The organism is Kamptonema sp. UHCC 0994, from assembly GCF_029167235.1.
Classification (GTDB): Bacteria; Cyanobacteriota; Cyanobacteriia; order Cyanobacteriales; family Microcoleaceae; genus Kamptonema.
This window is the reverse complement of sequence record NZ_JARFTR010000223.1, coordinates 1-18941: the sequence shown is the minus strand read 5'-3', so window position 1 is coordinate 18941 and position 18941 is coordinate 1. Positions and strand designations below refer to the sequence as shown.

Here is an 18941-nt window from a genome sequence, read left to right as displayed (position 1 = left end):
GAGCGGGGGAGCAGGGGAGCGGGGGAGGCTTTTTCCCTAATTAGCAATTACCAATTACCAATTACCAATTACTTATTACTTATTACCGCAAAGCAAACCAAATTTAATCAATCCTTGCTGATAACCATCGCGCATTAAACCTAAAGAAAGAGCTCCTTGAATAGTTGACCAACCCGAAAGCAATAAATTGACAAGAACCAAAGGGTTAAAAGTTGAATCAATTACTACATCCCAGAAGGGAGCAACGGCCGTTGACCAATCTGCTGTACGAATATTTGTGAAAGATAAATTTTCGGCAATTGCTTCGTACTCTGGCAGCGAAATCACGTAAGGCAAAGCATACACTCGGTAAATTTCTGCTAGCTGTTTTCTTTCTTTATCTGTTAGCTGTCCTGCATTTTCTGTAAGCGGGCGGTGACACCAAGTAGCCATCATCAAAGTTCCACCAGGCTTAAGCACGCGATAGCATTCTTGCAAAAATTTAATCTTATTTGGCATATGTTCGCCACTTTCCAGCGACCATACTAAGTCAAAGGAATCGTCAGCAAAAGGCAAATTCAAAGCATCTGCTACCTGAAAATTAGCGCGAGTTTCTAGTCCTGCTATTTTAGCCCTTTCCGCCGCCCTATTTGCTTGTACAGGGCTTAAAGTAATGCCAGTAACAGTAGCATTAAACTTTTCAGCCAAATAGAGAGAACTGCCACCAATACCACAACCCACATCGAGGATATGGGAAGATGAGGAGACAGAGGCCCAAATTAAAAGTTCCTCAATCAAGTCAATCTGTGCTTGGCGGCGTTCTTTTTTTAGATTGCCCTCCGGCCCATAATAGCCGTGGTGCATATGTTCGCCCCAAACCTGTTCCCACAGACCGCTGGAAGCGTCGTAAAATTGCTGGATTTGCTGGTAAAGTGTTGAAGTCATCACACCGTTGTAAGCTATTAAAAGGTTTCCATTGTCCATTGTCTACTGTTTCCTAACTTTTGTCATTTCTTCCCTGTTATTTGTCTAGACTAAAACCTATTGACAAATGACCAACTATCAATTAGTAATTTCTAATGACTGTCTCGCGAACTATTTGCCTTGGGTTTATCGCTGTCATTGTCGCAGGTGCTATCTTGTTGGCAATGCCTTTTTCGACCAGTGACGGGACATGGAGCGATCCTGTAACGGCTTTGTTTACTTCAACCTCTGCTGTGTGCGTTACTGGCTTGTCAGTTGTTGATGTAGGAAAATATTATTCTTTTTGGGGGCAATTTTGTCTGGTTGCCTTGGTACAAATAGGTGGTTTAGGCTACATGACAGCAACTACTTTCTTGCTGCTATTATTAGGTCGCAAGTTTGGTTTAAAAGACAAAGTTGCCCTGCAACAATCTCTGGATAAATCCGGCTTGGCTGGCGTGGTGCAATTGGTGAAGTCAATTCTGGCAACAACGGTTTTATTTGAATTGACGGGAGTTTTTTTACTGTTGCTAGTATTCGTGCCAAAATTTGGGTTTTATCAGGGGTTATGGTCGTCAGTGTTTCACAGCATTAATGCCTTTAATAATGCTGGTTTTAGTCTCTATTCCGATAGTTTAATGGGCTATGTTGACTCACCCTTGGTCAATTTTGTGATTACTATCTTAATTATCTTCGGTGGCATTGGCTATCAGGTAATTATGGAAATGTACTTGTGGACGCGGGATCGCCTTTCTAAAAGTCATGCTTGTATTATTTTTCCTCTGAATTTCAAGGTTGTTACGAGTACAACTCTAGCCCTTCTAATTTTTGGAACTTTGGCATTTTTCTTGCTAGAATTTAACAATCCTGCCACTTTAGGTTCTCTCAATTTAGGTCAAAAAGTGATGGCGGCTTGGTTTCAATCTGTTACTCCCCGTACTGCTGGATTTAATACAATTGATATTGGCAAAATGACTCAGCCTGCCTTATTTCTGACAGTGCTGCTTATGTTTATTGGTGCTAGTCCTGGTAGTACGGGTGGCGGGATTAAAACCACAACTTTTAGGCTATTATTTAGCTGTACTGAAGCTGTGTTAGAAGGGAAAGAAGAAGTACAGTGCTATCAGCGCCAAATCCCCCAAGCGTTGATTTTAAAAACTGTTGGTGTAGTGTTTGGTTCTCTGGTAGTGGTGATGACGGCTACAATATTAATTGAGTTGGCAAATCCTGAGTTAGAATTTATGCCAGCTTTGTTTGAGGCGGTGTCTGCTTTTGCAACTGTTGGCCTCTCGACTGGGATTACGGCTAAACTTTCAGTATTCAGCAAACTGGTTGTGATTATGACGATGTACATTGGTAGGGTGGGCGTATTGCTACTGATGGGAGCGATTTTGGGAGATCCTAAACCCTGTAATTTCAAATTCCCGGAGGAAAATTTATTGGTGGGATAGTCTGGTTTTTGATAATCTATAATGTGGGTTTTGACCCGGACAATTTTTTATTAGCTAGCAAAAATTCGTAGGAGGCTGCGCTTTCTCTGCTGAAACCTGAAAAGTAAGAGTTCAAGCGCTGAATATCGGTGTGAATCTGTCGTCTTTAAACTTTTTCCGCAGTTTGCGGACAGAAAATAAGCAATTTGCTGTGATTGGATTAGGCCGCTTTGGTCGCGCTGTCTGTGAGACGCTGCATAGTTTGGGCTATGAAGTGCTAGGTGTTGATACGGATGAAAAGAAAGTAACGCAGATTTTGAGCGATCAAATTGCGGCTCATGCTGTAGAATTAGACTCAACCGATCCTACTGCACTGAAAGAAGCGGGGATTTTTGAGTTTGATACGGTGATTGTGGCGATTGGGAATTACTTGGCAGAAAGTATTACGACAACTCTGAATCTTAAGGAAGGAGGGGTTGCTCATGTAGTGGCAAAAGCTTCTTCGGAAACTCACCTAAAACTGTTAAGGAAAGTTGGCGCAGATCATGTGGTTTTTCCCGAACGAGAAATGGGTTGTGCTTTGGCGCGAATTCTGACGAAACCAAGTATTTTAGAACGCTTCGATCTCGATCCGGATCATAGTATTGTGGAGATGCTTGTTCCTGAAAAGTTTGATGGGAAAACGATCGCTGATTTGGAACTTCGCCGTAATTATGGTTTGAATCTAATCGCGGTTAGCCATGCTAATAAGTTTGAGATTAATCCGCAGCCAACGGAGCGTCTGAAAAAGGGATGTGCAATGGTGGTGATTGGCTCGAATAAAGATATTAATCGTTTGCCGATTTAGTAAAGCGGCTACACAGACAAAACCAGGATGGTGCGCGGGTTGAATTCTACAGTCCGCGTAGGCGGACTTTGTTCGTGTAGCCGCGATTTCAATCGCTGGGTATATTTGTTCATGTGAAATGCTGTCATTGCGAGGAACGAAGCAATCCCAAAGCCTTGCGATTGCTTCGTTCCTCGCAATGACACACATTGACTTATTTCTGTTTCAAGACTAGCAAAGTAATATCATCAAAAACCTCTTGAGTGCCAATATAACGCCGAACATCTGCAATAATATTTTGCTGCATCTCTGTCGCTGACAAATTATAATTCTGGCGAACTACGTCACACAATCTTTCTAGTCCATATAGTTCCCCATCAAGATTTTCTGCCTCAGTGATGCCATCTGTATATAGGACAATTCCATCCCCAGGATTTAACACTATTTCTAATTCATTGATAAAATCAGCAACATCTGATTCCAGGCCAATTGGAAAACCTAAATCCATTGTATCAATTAGTTCTAGACTACCATCCGCACGGATTAAAATTACTTCCTCATGTTGTCCGCTGATGCGTACAGTCCCATCCTGATAGTCTAGTAAAGCTAAAGACAGCATTTTATCAGCATTCATCCGCTGGACGTTACCGTAAATTGTCTGGTTGACGGCACTTAAAAAGCGCACTGGGTCTGTTTCATTATTCGCTAATAATGCTCGCACGGCTGTTTGCGCCATAATCATTACCACACCGCTTTCTAGTCCGTGACCGGTGACATCGCCGATGCCGATTTTAATCCGTCCATCTTGATTGAGCACGTCGTAGTAGTCGCCGCCGACTTCTGTAGCTGGTTCCATGAATCCGGCAATATCCAGACCCGGAATTTGTTGCAATTCCGACTCTTTGGGCAGAATCATTTGTTGTAATTCGCGAGTAATATCTAGTTCGGTACTCATTCGCAGATTATCTTCTTTGAGGCGATCGTTTAGTTTTACAATCTCTGTATTAGCCTGGGCTAATTGGGCAGTCCGTTCTTCAACTTTTTGCTCTAAGGTTTGGTAGAGGAGGGCATTTTCAATGGAAATTGCTGCTTGGGATGACAGAACTCTGAGTAGTTCTAAGCGGTCAGTAGTAAAGGCATCGGTAGTGAGATTATTTTCTAGGTAAAGTAGTCCGATTAGTTTGCCTTGATTGATGATGGGAGCGCAGAGAACTGACTTTGGTTGATTTTCAACGATATAAGGTTCGTTGATAAAAAGTCCTTGGTGGGTGGCATCACTTAGTACCAAATCTTCTTGGGTTCTCATGGCATAGTTAATAATTCCTTGGGGGAGTAGGTCAGTGGTTTCTACTGACTGGGATTGCAAGACTGTGACTTCATCTTTGCCTACTTCTCTAGCGGCTTCAATGGTTAATTTATTGTTATTGACTAAAATCAGATATCCTTTTTGAGCGCCGGCATTTTCAATGGCAAACTGCATTAGTTTGGCTAGTAATTTTTCTAGCACAATTTCTCCGGCGAGAGCTTGGGAGGCTTTGATGACGGTTGTTAAGTCTAGGACTTCTCCATTGCTACCAGTAGAAGTGGTACTGGTGCGGTTAGTTTCTGTTCTATTGGTGATACGTACTCGCAACTGGGGATATTCTGTTTCTAAGGCTGTAACTTTGGCTTTGGCTCCCCATTGGGTGTAGCAATAATGGGCATTTCTGAGATATAATTGACCGATTTCTTCTCTACCTAGTGATAGATAGAATTCTGCGGCGCGTTCGTAGGCTAGGGCTTCTTCATGGATAAATTTATATTTCTTAGCCCCTTTAATAGCTTCTTCATAAAATTCTTGTGCTTCCCAGTTTTGACCTAAAACGCGGGCTTTTTCCGCTTCTATTAAAGTAAATTTATGCAGGAAATTCTCTGGGCATTGCTTAGCCCATGTATTCATATTTTCCTGATTGCTTTCTACTTGTTTGAGTAGGTTTTGCTGTTGCTCTGGTTCGCTATTGTTGTAACAAGCAAGTAACACCAAAGAAAAATAAAAAGAGTGCTGCGGTTCCAACAAAAATGTTTTAACTGGTAAAACATATTTATTGGCTTCAATTGTGTTATTAAAGGCTTTTTTATAATCCTTGAACAAATAATATGTAATTGTTTTATTCAAATGAGCAATGAACAGTAACCAGGCATTATTACTCCAATTAGTCAACAATATATTTTCTTCTTCTTGAGAGTCGCCAACAGCTAAACAGTATTCATTGTATCCTTGAACTAAATTGTGTGCAATTCTCTGGCAAATCTTGATATAATTCAGAGAATATTCTTGTTTTAATTTTTCAATAAAAATAGTATATTTTATATATTCTTGTTCGACTATTTCTAACTCATATCCTCCAAAAAAATTAATCAGGCAAATATCCATAGCGTCATAGCAAGGGTACTCATTATCTCCATTATCTACACCTTTCTGAATACCATACATTAATTCTTGCTGGGCAAGTTCTTCATTGAGAAGTTTTTTCCAGTGCCATATCCATCCATAATATAAGTGCATTACAGAGGCTTGAAGTTTAGGGACGTTGAACTTTGATAATAATTTGATAGAAAGTCTGCCCAACTGATATGCTGAGTCAATATCTCCAATTACAGCAGATAAAGCAATTCCTGCATAATGAATGTAGATACTAGGAGCTTGCGGAGGATTCCCAAATTTTACACACAAATCTATCCCGATTAAGAGTAACTCAACACACAATGGAAAATTTGTAGTCCATGTAGTAGTTATAACCGATTGAATAACTGATATTGCAGCAAGTTTGTATTCATCAGTCATTATCGGCAGGTTTTCTAAATCTTCAATTTTTCTTACTGCTAATATTGATGCAATCGATTCACGAACCTTATCTTCCATTCCCCTTGCTTGAGAATCTTGAACAACATCTATTCCTAACAGGGATAAAGCTTCAAGACAAGTATCTGTGGATTTTTGATTATCCATCTTTACTTTATATAAAAGAATTTTGATTTCATATACTTTTGTTTTGTCAAGAATATTTTTGGCTTTCCCTAAAATGATTTCCGATAGCTGTTCTATTTGCTCAAATTTTGTGCTAGAAAATAGGAGATCCAAAGTTTCTAAATAAATTTTTAATGTCAATTCATACTGAGAATCCCAGCTATCTGCTACTAAAAGCTTTAATGCAGTCTCTAAGTATTTAAGAGCAGGATCGTAGGCTGTCGATGCTTTGGCTTTTTTGCTGGCTTGAAGATTTAGCTTAATTAATTCATCTTTTCTCGCCTGTTCGGTAATTAATTCCGCACCTTCATTCAGGTGATTGATAATATCAAAAAGTTTTTCTTGTAACTCATTTTCTTGAGTGTTTTCTAGTAAAAGCCTGCCTACTTGCAGATGAACTGCTTTCTTTTCATTTTCTGGAATTAGAGCATAAGCGGCTTGCTGAACTCTGTCATGCAAAAATTTATAGGGGATAGACTGAGTAGGTTGAGAAATTAAAGAAGATATCTGAGAAGAATCACTATTAATCTCCTCCTCACTCCATAGCAAAGGAATTCTGTAATCGTTACTTAGAGGTATAATCAAACCTTCCTGTATTGCTGGCTGAAGTTCTTGAGATGTGACGGGGGAAGATTTACTATTGACTACAGAAAGAACTTCTAAATCAAATCTATTGCCAATGCAGGCAGCTAGTTTTAAAACTTTTTGGGTAGAATCGTCTAATTTTGCGATTTTACGAACCATTAAGTCAACGACATTATCAGTTATGCCGATTCCGTTGATGTTCTCAATATCCCATTGCCAGCAACCTCTGGGGCGATCGAACGATAGTAAATGATCTGTATATAATAGCTGGAGTAATTGAGTTAGGAAAAATGGATTGCCTCCGGTTTTGTTTGCAATTAATTCTGCTAAAGGTTGCGAAGTTTCTGTTGAACAACTGAGGGTGTCAGCAATTAACTGATTAATATCTCTAATTGCTAAAGGGTGAAGAAAAATTTGATTAATTGTAGTATTAGCTTTTTGAATTTGCTCTAAAGTCTGGATTAAAGGGTGAGTAGAATTAACTTCATTATCGCGGTATGCACCAATGGTTAATAAATATTGGGTATCAGGATCGGTTGTTAATTGCTCAATTAGCTTTAAAGATGCTAAATCTGCCCACTGTAAATCATCCAAGAAAATTACTAAAGGATGTTCTTTGGTAGCAAAAACATTAACAAATCTTTTGAAAAATACGTTAAAACGATTTTGCGATTCAGTTGCTCCTAGTGATTCCAGTAATGGTTGTTTGCCAATAATTTGTTCGACTTCTGGAATGATATCAACGATTGCTTGACCGCTAGATCCTACTGCTTCTAAAATCTCTGCTTTCCAAGTTTGCAAACTTGCTTCTGGTTCGCTGAGGAGTTGACGGATCAAATCCTGAAAAGCTTGACTAATTACCGCATAAGGAATATCTCGTTTTAGTTGATCGAATTTTCCGCTGATAAAGTATCCATGTTGGCTGACTATGGGTTTATGAATTTCATTGATTAAAGCAGATTTCCCAATTCCTGAATAACCACCCACCATTAATATTTCATTTCTTCCTTGACTAACTTGCTCAAAAGTAGCCAGCAGTTGATTAACTTGTTCTTCCCTGCCATAAAGTTTTTGAGGGATGTGAAATTTATCGGAAATATCTTGACTACCTAAAGAAAAATCGGAAATTTCCCCTAAAGTTTGTAATTGTTCAAGACAGGTTTCCAAATCAGCTTTTAATCCCCAAGCACTTTGGTATCTTTCCTCTGGGGTTTTAGCTAACAATTTGAGGATGATATTGGATAAAGTTAAAGGAATTGAAGGAACCAGTTCTTGAGGTATTTTAGGCTGTTGAGCAATGTGGCAATGAACTAACTCCATTGGATCGGTATTTTCAAAGGGTAGTTGACGAGTTAATAGTTCATATAAGGTAGCACCAAGGGAATAAAAATCACTCCGATAATCTATGCGTCGGTTCATTCTCCCGGTTTGTTCTGGAGCAATATAGGCTAAAGTTCCTTCTAATTGATTGGGGTTGGAAACCTCCTGATTTTCTTCAGATAAATTGGTGGAAATACCAAAGTCAATTATTTTTAACTGCTTTGTTTCTGAATTGTAAATGATGTTGGATGGATTAATGTCTTTGTGAATAACATTAGCATTATGGATTGCATCTAAACTTTTCGCTATTTTTATAGCTATAGTCAAAAACTCTTCTAATGTAAACTGCCGCTCCGATAATATAAATTTTAAAGATTTGCCACCAATATCTTCCAAAAACATGGCTAAACTGTTTTGGTATTGGCGTAAGCCATAGGCTTCAATAACTCCCTCAGCCTTCAGCAAATTGAGCGATCGCAGAATTTCATATTCCTGCTTGTATCTGGTAAGTTCTGAGGGAGTAGGATAGTCTTTAACAAGAATTTTTACAATCATTGACTGATAACAATCGTTACGATCGTTCAGTTTCTTGATGGCTCGACAAACTGATGAGTTAGTGTTTTCCTGAATTATTTCCGTAATATCTTTTTCAGTAAAACCAGTAATATCAATTTCCTGAAGGAAGTTTACAGGATTCATAGTTTTATTTTTTTTGTGTCAGCTAATTTAAGGATAGTGGCAAAAAATAGATTGTTTACTTTAATTTATTTTGCCGATCGCAATCTCAACTTTAGCTAAATTGTAAAGTGTAAATTGCGATCGAGCAATGGCAATATCAATTAGGTACAACTAAGGGGGATATAAGGATAGGGAGGATGCACAAACCCTACCTTATCTGACGATGCTATATCTTCAGGATAAAATGGGAAATCTCCATGTTTGTCTTTGGCCTTTGCCCACTTTTCGACTTGCTCAAGTTTCACGGTGAATTCACCTAGCTCTGGTCGGGGGGGATAGGACATAACTACTTCATAGTAAGGAGGAACAGGGTTATTTCCGGGCTGGGGATAATCTGTCCTGGTAGCGTAGAAAGTATCCCAAGATACTCTCAATGCGTATTCATAGACAAGTTCGTAATTGCTAAAAATTGGTTCGCAAATACGCAGATAGGTGTCCGATCCTGGCGCTGAGGGTGTATATACTAATCCCCCAAACAAGAGACTTAATTGTAGTCCCTGCTGGCTGAGTCTATTGGGTTGAATAATGTTCTCAGTTTCCTTTCCAGTTGGAATCTGGTTAGGTTCAGGGTCAAAATTATTAGGTTGGAGATTTGCAGCAAAGAAAAATTTCCGGGCTAACCGTGCTTTTGTGGCAGCTAACTCGTCTTTAAAGGAGTCTTTCGGGAGCCATGTTTTAGCAATTAACTGGGATAACTTTCGGCATTGCAGCATGAATCGTGCCGTAGGATATTTAGCCAGATTTTGGTAATTGATATTCCCATCGTCATCTTTTATGCGTAGAAACTTTGGATCGAGTTCTACCCCTAGAGAAGGTAGTTTGTCTGCGATGGTTCCTCCTCCCAAAACTTCCATTCCCTCGAATTCTTTCTTTTTTTTCGTGAGTAATGTGGTTTCAAAACCTGTGTCTTTGTTTGGCTCGGTGACGATAAGTACCTGAAAATAGTCGTCATCGTAATACTTGTCTGATTTTGTACAATTATGATCGACTTCAAGCAATTTAGCTAAGATGTTATTGTCTGAGCACACATCCGATAATTTTTCTACCGAAAATCCGTTGGTGATATTTCCAGAGGATAACAGGTTGAGCAGATGACTAGGGATTGGCATATCAGAGATTTCCTCAAATATTTAAGTCTTTTGCACGACTTTAGTGTATATACTTGTTTACTCTACCATAAGGTTTTGTTTTTTTATGTTAATTATTACGAAAATGTTACGAAAACCGCCTTCTAAATTTTAGCTTAAACCATAGAAGCGACGGGGATTATCCCAGACAATCTTTTTTACCGTTTCTTTAGACAAGCTATCTTCCAGCCCGATCATTTTTTCAATGATATCTGGCTGATGATCCATGTGGGGATAGTCGGAACCAAAAATTAAGTTATCGGAACCGATATAATAAATAATTTGACCCAGATAAGGTTCCGTCGGCTCAACGGCAATAAAGCACTGGCGACGAAAATACTCTGATGGTAGCATCTTAACGCGATCGCTCACTTTCCTATGTAAATTACGATACATTGATTTATGTCCTTGGTGGATGCCAACCAGCTTTAACCCAATTGCGACGCACTGTCACCGCCAAACTATTATTTAGTTTTAAAGCTATGACTGTTGCACGACCGCAGGCTGTCATCCCCATAATTATTGTCCCATCTTCAGTCCAAGCAAAATGTTCTTGCCACTTTTGTTGACGAGGATTAAAAAGCTGCACTTTTATCCCACTTTCAGGATCTAATTCCTCTGTTTTTGTCCATTTATATTGATTGCACAACTCACAAGACAAACAGAGATTATCTAACGTATCTTCTCCTCCTTTAGCAATAGGATAAATATGGTCAACCTGAAGCCAACCCATAATATAATCTTGATGACTGTGGCAGTATTCGCATCGATTTCCGGCTCTTTGTCTAACTGATGCGCGTAAATTTTCAGAAAGGTTGCTCATGGATGCAAGGGAGAGAGCAAGCCTCGTTTAACTCCTTCAGCTAAAGCCGCTGATTTACGCAGTTGTCCGAGTTGATAAATAGAAATTAACGTTAGCAGTTCATCCCCTTCTGCTTGGGTAAGTTCGGTAGTTTTCCCTTTTTCTTGCAGTTCCCTTAGTCGTTGATTAGAAATCCCATCCATTTTAGCATCGGCTAAAGCCACTACTTGGGTATCAGCCAGATTAGCTACTACCGGATAGAAATTATGCTCTGCTAGAGTTTCTAGGGTTGGCAATAACACCTCTAAAATATTCAGCAGGATAGTTGATACATCTTCTTGGGTTGCTTCTCCCAGATGTCTCGCCGACTCTATTAAGTCGTCTGATAAGTTAAGTTTAATTTCGACACTCATAAGAAAATATGGGATGTTTGGAAATTCAGTCAATGCACTATCAATCTAAACCATAGAAACGACGAGGATTATCCCAGATAATCTTTTGTACCGTTTCTTTAGACAAGCTATCTTCCAGCCCGATCGTTTTTTCAACGATATCGGGCTGATGATCCATGTGAGGATAGTCGGAACCAAAAATCAAGTTATCCGAGCCAATGTAATCGATAATTTGACCCAGATAAGGTTCCGTCGGCTCAACAGCAATAAAGCACTGCCGACGAAAATACTCTGAAGGCAGCATCTTAACATTGTGGCTCACTTCCCAATGTAAATTCCGATACTCTTCATCCAATCTCCACAACCAATAGGGCAACCAACCGCAACCCGATTCTAAAAATGCTACTCTCAACAAAGGATGACGCTCTAATACTCCCCCTTCAATCAGGGCTAAAAGTGCCATCATTTGTTCCATAGGATGAGAGCAGGCGTGAGTAGCAAAGCGAGTCTGAAATCGATCTGCGCCTGTAGTTGGTAACAAACTATGAGTGGATTCATGGATGCCAATAGCAATTCCTAACTCTTCACAAGCTGTCCAAAATGGCTCGTAGGCAACATCGCTTAAAAGTCTACCTTTAACTGGATTGGGGCGCAAAAATACCGCTTTCCATCCAAAATCAGCAACTTGATGTAATTCCGCAACCATCTTTTCCGGGGCATGAAGATTAATCGCTCCCACACCTTTCAATCTGTCAGGATCGTAACTACAAAATTCCTCATATAACCAGTGATTGTAAGCGCTGGTAAAGGCTCCGGCAACTTCTGGAGCCATACTATCAATTGACCACAACCACAGTCCAAAAGTAGGATAAACAAATGCTATATCGACTCCCATTTCTACCATTGCTTGAACGTGGGATTCCACATCAAAGCGCTTCAAATAAGAATTAGGGTGAGCCTCCATCATCTGCTTGTTACCCTCTTTTTCAACTTGCTCAGAAACCTGATTAGTAATCTTTTGCCCTTGAATTTTCATATCTGGGGAGGGAGCAAATTGCTTAAATTCAGGGGCGAGATATTTTGCCCACATTTGAGATGGTTCAAAAACGTGGGAATCAGCATCAATAATTTTATATCCGTTGAGCATAAGACAATTATTCCAAATCTGACGGGCTAATGCCCAAAATTGTTAACTGTTCGAGAGAAAGCGACTTTAACTTCTCAGCTAATTCTAGCCGCTTTTGTCGTTCTCGTTCCGCCTGTGCGATCGCAAATTCCGCATCTGTTAGCACCCAATTTCCCACACCATCATACCACCGCAACCAGCGCCGATTAATCCCCTCAAATTCCCCTTGCCAAACTCCCAAACCCAATTTGAGTTCAGGAATCCAAAACCGAGGATTGTCAGCATCTAAGATTTGTTCTTGATAGCGCCCACCATTGAGTTTAAAAATCCGCAGGCGATCGCTATACCGACTAAATACGGCATAATAAGGTACTCGCAAAATCCGCTCGTAAACATCCCACTTCCTCGGCGGTGTTTCTGGCGTTGCTTGTCCACTATTCTCCTCGATCGCATCTACTTCTGCTTCTACAAACTGCCCCAAATCTTCTTTTTCCGTTCCCGGTGACAGCAATTCCACCACTAAAAAAGGATTTGTACCTTCTTGCCAAACCACATAACTAGAGCGTAAATCTGTCTCTTCGTACAACCGGGAAACATCCAAAACTAGAAACCAATCGGGGCGCTTGTGCCACAGAGAATGATGGACATCATAGTATAAGTTTAAATCCGAACCGACAAAGATGCGATCGCTCGGATAATCTGGCAATTTTAGCGTGCGCGATAGCAACTGCGGTTGCCAACTATGAAACTCATCAGGCAAACCAGGTTCCTCCGCATCTTCACTAGGGAGATCGTACATTGTCGGCAACGTCTGCTTCGGCGGCAGAGGCGTTTCTGTCTGGGGAATTGGCGATCGCTGTTGTAGCATGACGATATCAGATAAAGTCTTATTTCACATTATATTATTAGGATAGGGTAGGGGCGGGTTCGCCGATCAATTATGTCACCCACCAATAATCTTAATAAACCCGCCCCCACCCAACGAATAATCCCGAATAACTATCACTGAATAACCATTAAATTTAATTAATTGTTGATTTTTTCGTGGGGTGGGGGCGGGTTTTTATGATTGTTCGATGGGTGTCAAATATTTCGGCGAACCCGCCCCTACAGGAATTACGGTCATTTAACCGGACATAATCTAAGTCTTGACCAAGTAAAATTAGCAGAAATTAGGCAATGAAAGCAGATTTTTTGACTCGGCATCGATCACATCCACATTGGTACGGGATTCAATTGATCCTCTAAAAGCGGTGCTGGCAACCAACCCAATTGCACGGGAATATCATAAAGTCTTCCTCCATCTAATCGCTTCCACATATGCCGCATACCAGGAACAATTACCTTAGCTACTCGCAGTCCAATATCAGGACGAGTTTGGTCTAAAACTAACATTTCCATGCCTTTGTTTTCAACTATTTGTTGACAAAGCTTGACATCTTCTAGGAGATCGTTAGTTGCCATTACGGGATAATCTGCCCAAACTTTAGGAGTAGTATTTGGATCGGGAATCAGATAGGGTTGATTAGCAATAGTTGCAGTTTTCCACCATTCTACAGCTAAGGGATCGGGAGAAGCAGGGTATTGGGTACTACCATCAGCTTGAGCAAATAAAACGTTGGGTAGAATTTGATTGACTTCCGTTAAAGCGCGACTGAGAGCAATCTTGGGGTCAAAATGAGTGCCATAGCCGATTACAATGTCTTCTACTGCGCGATCGCACCTCCAAGTCACAGCCGCAAAAGTGGGAATATTTAAGTCGCTAGTCAGGTCTAAAATCGTCAGATCCCGATTGATGCTTCGATAATATTGTCTTAAGTTTGGGAAATAAGGATCGTCAAAACTATCTAGATCGACTTGGGGTTTCTGAAGGCGATTGTACCACCACAAAGCCACAGCATCCCGCTCTACTAATTCCATGAAACCTTGCAGAATTGCTTCTTCAATGGTGTTACCCGCAGCACAACCATTAGAGTCTGCCCAACAGTCAGGTTGATAGCCTGGAGAATAGCCATAATAGCAATAAGCTGTGGGCAAATATTTGAAGGTTTGGTGAGTCAAAGACCAAACAGGTGTCCAATCAATTTCTCTGTCTGGATCGAAGGGTTCGGGAACTTTTTGAAACCAACCTTGACATTCAGCATTCCATTGTTGCCGCTGTTGATATTGCTGTTCGCTGAAGTTCATGCAGTCATTGGGATGAATGGCGCGATCGCCTAATTTATTGTAACTACTTTGCTCCCTGATTTCATCTCCCTGAAAAACTCCCGAATACCGTTCAATAGCCTCACAAAAACCGCTGGCTCTGGCTTGAGCATCGGTTTTTCCTTTACCAGAACTTCTACCGCCGAGATTTTTTTGTAGGTTTTCTAAATCGTCAAAAACTGTGAGAAAATGATGTTTAGCTACATAGGTATGATTGAGAGCATTAGTTTGAATCTTGCTCAATCCGCGCACAACTCCCGTAATCGGGCTAATATGATGTTGATATTTTCTCAGGGTTTCTTCTGGAGAACAAAAACGGTGTCCGCCATCCTCTGTAAAGTTTTTCTTCCGATGTCCTAAAACTACGGGGCGAGGTTTCTTAGCTAATCCCTTAGCCATCTCTCCACAAGTAGGACATTGGGGACGTTTAACTAGGATGTGATCTTGAGTTTGGAGCGCGATCGCATCATAACTTACCAGAGTGCTAGTTAATCTGGGATTCTCTCCTTGGGCAATCCATTTAAACACTTCCGTAGCTGCCATGCTCAGGGCAGTTTGTTTAGTAGAATTGAGAGTAGCCAGGGGAGGATTTATGGGGGGAATGTCTTTATGCCTTTCGATAAAACTTTCTACGGGGTTGTTATCTTGCAATCGTTTAGCTAAACAATGCCAGCAACCTGTTTTTTCTGGGGCAAATATGGGGCCAAGCCAAGGAGTTATCCCCAGTGGTTTAACTAACATCCAAGTAGATTGCGAATGCAAAGCTTTTTGGTTAAATTCCTCTAGTCTAGGATCTAGATAATTGTCCGCTAAAACTACGGTAATATCCCCTATTTCTGCAACTTGAATATGCAGAGATTCTAGCAGGGTAATAAATTCTGCTGCCGAGACTGAACTAAATGATTTAACGGCTACTTTGGTCGATTGCAATCGCTGCTGCACATCAGCAGGGGCAATATTTAGATGATGACAGAAGATGGCTAAATCCGGCGGCAGAGGATTGTCTTCTAACTGAATATAGCCCTGTTTCTCCATTTGAAACAGAGCGTATTGGGTTTTGATGCTGGTATTGAGAGCATCCTGAAAGAAAGCCGTATTTTCAGGATCGGATTCTTGGTCTGCCAGTAACTCTAAAAGAATAGCATCAATAATTTTATCGCTGTCGCGATCGCCATCAATTAGACTAGCCAATTTTTGGTATAGGCGATCGCGCAACCAACCAGCACCTTTTTCGGAGACAAAAAACACGCGATCGGGAGCCATCGATTCGACAGCGTAAGCAGGATTGAATTGAATGCGATTGAACATGGTGTATAACTAGGGGTTAGGGGCTACGATGCTCAGGGCTAGGGAAGAAGGAAGAAGGAAGAAGGAAGAGGGGCTAATACAGGCACTTTGCCAATAGGAGAAATACTGACAAATTCAGGAGATTTATTAGCAATATCGGTGGCGATGAGTTCCACTGGCAAATTTTTCTCAGCCAGCAAAATTCTTACTTTCCGGGCGTAGGGCGAACGCTGAGCATAGTACAAAACTATAGTCATAATTTGGGATTAATTTGAGTAGTTGGGAATTGGGAATTGGGAATTGGGAATTGGGAATTGGTGAAGAGAAAAGAGTAATTTTTCACCTTCAAGTTTTACAAATTACAGATAATACCGATTTCCTGGCTACGAATCCCTAACCTCTTGATTGATTTGTTGCAAAATCTGATCGATGCGGTTAGCTTGCCGAGTTTTACCTTGTTTGATGAATAAATCTCTAGCTTTCGTCAAATTAGCTACGGCTTCCTTTTGATTTTCTTTCTGTCCTTGCTGCAACAATGCCATACCTAAATTATTCAAAGCATCTGCATAGTCAGCATTAATTTTAATCGCTTGCCTCCAAACAGTAATTGCCTCATCTAACTGACTTTTATTAGCCAAAGCAACAGCTAAATCGTTATGAGCTTTAGCGTGTTCGGGGTTGCGTTCAATTGCTTGCCGATACTGGGCGATCGCATCGTCTATCTTATCTTGGCTTGATAGAATTGCCCCTAACTTATAGTAAGCCTCTGCCTGCTTAGGAAATCGCGCAATTAACTGTCGAAAAAGAGCCTCTGCATTAGCGATATTACCTTGGCCGTAGAGGTCATTTGCCGTTCTCAAGCCGAAAGTGTATCCCTTACCAATGACTTCGCATTTCTTAGACGCATTAGCTGCTTGTTTGCATATTTTCACCTCGTCTCTGTCCATTTCATAAAATATTACCTCGCGAGCAGGCTGTCCCCGCCTTGGTGGTGCATTTTGTGCAAGTTGTAAACTATCAGACTTAGACAAGGCGGGTGTGGCGATCGCCAAAGCCGACATTCCCACCGCAGCCAAAATGCTCACGGACATCCCAGTAAAATTTAGAACTGAGGCAATGTGCTTGTTGTTTTTCATCATCTGTGGTAATAAAAAGTGAATGTTTTAGAGCCTGAGCAAACTACCCTAACCTACTAGGAGCCAATTAGGGTGATATTTTAGCACTGGGTGAGAGATTTAGAGTTAAATTCAATTTTCAGTAAGCTAGTTGAGTATAGCGATCGCTGTCGATCTCCACTTTGACAATCGCTCTCAACAATAGAACTTTATTCAAACTCAATAGTATCCGCCTGCAACTCTATAATTTTCAGTCTCTACCCAACACCCAAAGCCTTAAGATTCTGAGCAGCTTCTTTCAATTTTTGAGTACCAATTTTTGTCTGACTAATACCACTTGCCGTTTGCTGAGCGCCAACATTGATAGCACTCATCGCAGCAACTACCTGTCGAATAGCTATAGCTTGTTGTTTAGCAGTCAACGAGATTTGCTGAGAATTCATCACAATATTATTAACAGCAACCACAATATTTTCAAATCTTGCCTGGTTATCTCCTCTCCTCACAGTAGAATCCGTAAGCATCTGAATATCAGCAATCAAATTACTAATATTCTGAGCTGATTTTTTGCTCTCTTCAGCGAGTCGGCGAATCTCAGAAGCAACAACACCAAAACCTTTACCGGAATCTCCCGCTCTCACAGCCTCAACTGCTGCATTTAGAGCCAGCATATTAGTTTGAGAAGCTAATTCACTGACAATAGTAGTAATGCTACCAATTTGGCGCGTTTGCTCGCTTAAATATATCATTTGCTGAGCCACTTGACGGGCGGCTTCCGCAGCCGCTTCGGCTTGTTCTGCTGCTTGTCGGGAGGAAGCATTCAACTCATCCATTGTGCTAGTGGTTTGACTCACGGAAGATGCCTGTTCAGAGGCAATGCGTTCGTGCTGTTCGACGCTAGCGGCGATCTGGGTAGCAGAGCTAGAAATTAAATTAATAATGCTACTAATAGATTGGATCAAAGTCTTGCTTAAAACCAGTCCTAATACAATCGCTGTCAATGGCCCTAAGATAATACCAACACTCACCCAAAATGTAGATTGACTTACATCCTCATCAGCTTTTTTCTTGGTGATTTCTGCTATTTCTTCATTAACTCGTAAGACTGCGAGAAGTGAATTGGTGGACTTGACAAATAAAGACTCTTCTTCCGTTCCTATACGACTTAACTGGTCGCTTAATACAAAAGCTGCTGCGATTTTTTCCTTCTCTGATGAACTTGTATTTTTTTGTTCGGCGAGCAGCATTTTTTCCCCCCAAGGGTTGCGAATACCTAGTTGCTGGAATTCTCCCTCAACTTTTATAAAATTTTCATGGGATTGCTTCCAAAGTTCCCAATCTTGCAAAAATATTTGATAGTTTTTCTGTTCTTCAGGAGAGCGTGGCGTAGTTTCGTATTGCTTAAATCCCTATGATTAATTAGAAATCTGACCCAATTTCTCTAGAGTCAATTGTCATCTTCAACAAGCTTCCGCTCTAGCTAATAGCCGAACTGAAAAAAGCACCGATCCATTCGTCAAAGGGATTACTCAACTTTTTTTGCACGAAAATCCACCTGAGCGGGTTTTAAACCCAACTCCAAAGTTCTACTTTGAATAAGCTAAAAGCGAAGATTGAAAGCTTTAAAGCAGATCGAGTAATCGCGATTTGTGAGCCGACGGGTATCGCTGCTGTTTAAATACGGGGAAGGCGACGATTAGGAGTTGCGATCGCCAGCGGCGGATCTGAAACTTCGCAAAAAAGGGGGTACGCCGCTACGGTTGGCCCGCCAGCGGGTAATCGCTCGTTGCGTCCGGGAACTGTTTAAAGAACTAGCGATCGCCACTGAACAAGATTAGCGATCGCTCAAAAGCAAACTCGGCAGGATAATTATGTCTGCGGGGCTTACTTTTAGGAGGATAATTAACTAGAGTGAATCCCCAGTAAATTAGTCAGGCGATCGCGAGTCATCCTCCAATGGCGGCAAACTAGCCCTCAACAGAGACTCAGCCTGAGATTTACTGTATCCAGCCACACCTTTAGGAGAATAAAGCACATCC

General features: G+C 40.9%; 15 protein-coding genes. 3 read left to right on the top strand and 12 right to left on the bottom strand.

The features are described from left to right. Positions 1–75: 75 nt before the first annotated feature. On the bottom strand, positions 76–924 hold the full coding sequence (locus tag PY364_RS20100; RefSeq protein ID WP_275525213.1) for a methyltransferase domain-containing protein: 849 nt from the start codon (positions 922–924) through the stop codon (positions 76–78). 134 nt (positions 925–1058) lie between these two features. Here PY364_RS20100 and PY364_RS20095 point away from each other — a divergent pair, with 134 nt between their 5' ends. Together PY364_RS20095 and PY364_RS20090 are read left to right on the top strand one after the other, a co-directional pair. Beyond that, entirely contained in the window at positions 1059–2393 is a 1335-nt protein-coding gene (locus PY364_RS20095; protein WP_275525194.1) for a TrkH family potassium uptake protein, read from the top strand. A 130-nt stretch (positions 2394–2523) separates the two neighbouring features. Beyond that, entirely contained in the window at positions 2524–3219 is a 696-nt protein-coding gene (locus PY364_RS20090) for a TrkA family potassium uptake protein (protein ID WP_275525193.1), read from the top strand. A gap of 193 nt (positions 3220–3412) precedes the next feature. Here PY364_RS20090 and PY364_RS20085 read toward each other — a convergent pair whose 3' ends face one another. The 11 genes from PY364_RS20085 to PY364_RS20035 form a co-directional block, all read right to left on the bottom strand. Beyond that, complete coding sequence (locus PY364_RS20085) at positions 3413–8809, bottom strand: AAA family ATPase (RefSeq protein ID WP_275525191.1); 5397 nt, start codon at positions 8807–8809, stop codon at positions 3413–3415. Between the two features lie 140 nt (positions 8810–8949). After that, a complete protein-coding gene (locus PY364_RS20080) occupies positions 8950–9957 on the bottom strand; it encodes a hypothetical protein (protein ID WP_275525189.1) in 1008 nt (335 codons plus the stop codon). Between the two features lie 129 nt (positions 9958–10086). After that, positions 10087–10371 (bottom strand): amidohydrolase family protein, encoded by a 285-nt coding sequence (locus PY364_RS20075; protein ID WP_275525187.1) that lies wholly within the window; start codon positions 10369–10371, stop codon positions 10087–10089. 4 nt (positions 10372–10375) lie between these two features. After that, on the bottom strand, positions 10376–10798 hold the full coding sequence (locus PY364_RS20070) for an HNH endonuclease (protein ID WP_275525185.1): 423 nt from the start codon (positions 10796–10798) through the stop codon (positions 10376–10378). Beyond that, the gene (locus tag PY364_RS20065) at positions 10795–11190 is read right to left on the bottom strand and encodes a hypothetical protein (protein WP_275525183.1); all 396 of its coding nucleotides are present in this window, start codon (positions 11188–11190) and stop codon (positions 10795–10797) included. The genes PY364_RS20070 and PY364_RS20065 overlap by 4 nt, the downstream gene beginning before the upstream one ends. Positions 11191–11230: 40 nt before the next feature. After that, positions 11231–12316: an amidohydrolase family protein gene (locus PY364_RS20060; protein WP_275525181.1), complete on the bottom strand. Its 1086-nt coding sequence runs from the start codon at positions 12314–12316 to the stop codon at positions 11231–11233. A 7-nt stretch (positions 12317–12323) separates the two neighbouring features. Then, positions 12324–13163 carry a Uma2 family endonuclease gene (locus PY364_RS20055; RefSeq protein ID WP_275525179.1) on the bottom strand — a complete coding sequence of 280 codons (840 nt, stop codon included), beginning with the start codon at positions 13161–13163 and terminating at the stop codon, positions 12324–12326. A 341-nt stretch (positions 13164–13504) separates the two neighbouring features. Continuing rightward, positions 13505–15808 carry a TOMM precursor leader peptide-binding protein gene (locus PY364_RS20050; RefSeq protein WP_275525177.1) on the bottom strand — a complete coding sequence of 768 codons (2304 nt, stop codon included), beginning with the start codon at positions 15806–15808 and terminating at the stop codon, positions 13505–13507. Between the two features lie 38 nt (positions 15809–15846). Continuing rightward, positions 15847–16044, bottom strand: a complete 198-nt coding sequence (locus tag PY364_RS20045) for a glutathione S-transferase N-terminal domain-containing protein (RefSeq protein WP_275525175.1) — start codon at positions 16042–16044, stop codon at positions 15847–15849. Positions 16045–16170: 126 nt separating this feature from the next. Continuing rightward, positions 16171–16926, bottom strand: coding sequence for a tetratricopeptide repeat protein (locus PY364_RS20040; protein ID WP_275525173.1), 756 nt, complete (start codon positions 16924–16926; stop codon positions 16171–16173). 233 nt (positions 16927–17159) lie between these two features. After that, positions 17160–18248 carry a methyl-accepting chemotaxis protein gene (locus PY364_RS20035; protein WP_275525172.1) on the bottom strand — a complete coding sequence of 363 codons (1089 nt, stop codon included), beginning with the start codon at positions 18246–18248 and terminating at the stop codon, positions 17160–17162. Between the two features lie 357 nt (positions 18249–18605). Here PY364_RS20035 and PY364_RS20030 point away from each other — a divergent pair, with 357 nt between their 5' ends. Further along, positions 18606–18740 (top strand): hypothetical protein, encoded by a 135-nt coding sequence (locus tag PY364_RS20030; protein ID WP_275525171.1) that lies wholly within the window; start codon positions 18606–18608, stop codon positions 18738–18740. Positions 18741–18941: the final 201 nt, after the last annotated feature.